Genomic DNA, 2,654 nt, shown 5'->3' on the forward strand with positions numbered 1-2,654 from the left:
GTGTCAGATGCGGGTTTTTGGTACCGGTGTTCCGGAGACCCGGTACTGCCGGGTTCCGGGTAGTTGGTACCGGGGCCGGGCCGACGGAGTCGGCCCGGCTGTTTGCTTTATTCGTCCGGTTCTATTGGGGCGGTGGCCTTGCGCATGTCGAAGTCTCCGATACGGATTCGGTGGCCGTTGTTGAGGCGGCTTACGAGTGAATCGGCTCCGACTCTGTCTGGCAGTGTTTCAACCCAGTAGGCGGCGGCCGATTGGGAGGAGATCAGTGTTGGGAGCCTTCCGTCGCGGTCGAATATGATCTTGGTTAGGTCTTCTTGCCCGCGCTGGTTGATGCTGATGGTCATAAAGTCGTCGATGATAAGGACATCGACGTTGATCAGTTTCCGCATCTTGTCGAGGTAGTTTTGGTCAGTCGGTGAGAAGACCGCCAGCATGTCTACAAGTTGATCCAGCCGGTAGTACGCCACGGAGTATCCGGCCTTGCACGCGGCGATGCCGATGGCGCAGGCAATGTAGGTCTTGCCTGTTCCCGTCGGTGCGAGGATGTGAATGTTGGTCGGGTTTTCCCGCCAGTTAGTTGCTGCGATTCGTTTCAGCTGACGCATGTTGATACCGCGTTGTTCTGCCCGGGTAATTTCAGCCAGGCTTGCATCCGGGTATCGGAATTTAGCCTGGGTTATAGCCTTGGCAATGTTGCGTTGTTGGCGTTGTGTGTAGGCTTCTTCGACTGCGGCGAGGAAGATGTCTTCTGGTAGCGCATCCGCATAGGCCTCGTCGTTGACAACCTCGTAGAAGATGTCAGCGAAGGTTGATACGCGAAGCTTGCGCATTTTCGCCCGCACAATCTCGTCGTCGATACTGCTCATGGTTTCGCACTCCTTATTCCTTCTAGTTTTCGTAGTGATCAGCAGGCCGGATAAAGACCGCATCGGCCACCTCACCGGTAAGCGGGGTACTTGGGCGTGGGTGGTGCTTTGCCACAGGCTGTGTTTTTAGCCCTGGTGACCCGGGATGTTGTTGGGCGTGGGCAATGTCAGTCTGGATGCGTTTGATCACAGCCATCGTTGGGGCCAGCTTCTTGTCTAAGACCTGCTGGCATGCAGGTTCCAGGGTGGTTTTGTTGTGCTTTTTGCCCAGGTTGGCCAGCACGTTGCGTGCCTGGATGAGTCCGCGGGGTACGGCGGCACTATTGCGGTCGAGGATCATCGCTATGACTGCGTGCGTTGCTGCCCCAAACGACGAGGCCCAGGCCAAAAGCTCATCACGGGTAAGCGCCTTGTGGCCTTCATCATCGCCACGCGGTGCATGCTGAGGGTTGGTGGAATACCGGTATTTAAATCCATAAAGGCGCGTGTGTTCAGCAACAAGCTGCTCCCCGCTGAAGATACTCACCAGTTGCGGGGTGAGCCTGACTGTTACCGATTCTCCTACCAGCTGAAATGGCACAGAGTAGTACTGGTAGTCACAGGTGATGTGCCAATTACGATCGACTTTAAGCCGCTTATAAGACACTTCCGTAAACGGCGTCGGCGGAAGATCCCGCATCACTGGTGCCTCTTCTTGATCAAAGCGCATGCGCCGTGTTGAGCCATCAGGCCGCGTCATTGCGCTGTTGATATCGGCAAGACGGCAAGCGATCGCCTCATTAAGCTCATCAAGGCTATAGAAGACCTCGTCGCTGAAGTACCCGAGTATTTTGGTGTAGGCGATTTTCACAGCACGCTCTACTGCCGCTTTGTCACGAGGCCTGCCGGGCCTAGTCGGCACAATCGTGACCCCGTAATAGTCGGCAAACGCTGCGTAGCGGTCAGTGACCATCCGGTAGCCTGAATGCTTCCTCGGCCGGTAGGTCGCCGTAGAAGCATTATCTGGCACGATGACTGCTGGTAATTTGCCAAGATAGTTCAACGCTTTGACGTGGCACTCAATCCACGCCGGCATCTTCTCATTCGCAGCAGCAGTAACGTACATCAGCCCTGAGTATGGGCTGACCGCGACAAACAATGACGCCTTGAACGCGGTATCACCACTGGCCTGATCTACTACAGACACTTTGTCACCGGCCCAGTCTACGTAAAGCTCTTGGCCTGGCTCATGGGTGATAACTTCGACGAGATCGTTGGCACGGAGAAATTCATTGAGCCCACTGCAGAACTGGGAGTACTGGTACTTTGTCTTATCCGTCGGACACGGCTGCGATAAGTAGTCCATCCACAGCTTATGCCTGGTCACATGCTTCGTACTTTTCAGCTTGCGTGCGAGGGCTTGAAAATCAGGCTGGTCGTAGGACATCGTCCGTTTACTCCGGCCGTCGCTGAATCGATCATCGAACCATCCCGGTGGAAGTTGACGGAAACGCTCTGGAGTTAGTGCCTCATCGTTGATGACTTTCTTTGCGCGGGATACTTCTCGTCGTGAGCATCCCAATGCGTGTGTGATCTGCGCGTAGCTAGCACCATCAAGGCACATCGCGATGATCTGTTTGAAGTTGGCCACAAGGACCAGCTCCTTCCAAGTAGATGTTGACGCGACACCACCGGATTGTGGTGTCGCCAACATCAACTATGAAAGAAAACCCCCCTTGCAGTACCGGGTACGTGGAACACCGGTACCAACTACGCGGACTCGCGGTACCAACTACCCCAAATCGACAA

The 2,654-nt window shown here is 55.1% G+C and carries 2 protein-coding genes; both read right to left on the reverse strand.

Going from position 1 to position 2,654, the window contains the following annotated elements; genetic code table 11:
- Positions 1-107 precede the first annotated feature (107 nt).
- Positions 108-866 (reverse strand): ATP-binding protein, encoded by a 759-nt coding sequence (locus HMPREF2932_RS04095; RefSeq protein ID WP_049157480.1) that lies wholly within the window; start codon positions 864-866, stop codon positions 108-110.
- A gap of 22 nt (positions 867-888) precedes the next feature.
- Positions 889-2,496 (reverse strand): IS21 family transposase, encoded by a 1,608-nt coding sequence (gene istA, locus HMPREF2932_RS04100; protein ID WP_071409674.1) that lies wholly within the window; start codon positions 2,494-2,496, stop codon positions 889-891.
- Positions 2,497-2,654: the final 158 nt, after the last annotated feature.

Origin of the sequence: Corynebacterium sp. HMSC074H12 (assembly GCF_001813755.1) — a bacterium.
Lineage (GTDB): Bacteria > Actinomycetota > Actinomycetes > Mycobacteriales > Mycobacteriaceae > Corynebacterium > Corynebacterium hiratae.

What these genes read in the sequence shown, in the direction of transcription:
- HMPREF2932_RS04095 (WP_049157480.1), bottom strand. Translation starts at nt 866, where the DNA reads ATGAGCAGTATCGACGACGAGATTGTGCGGGCGAAAATGCGCAAGCTT.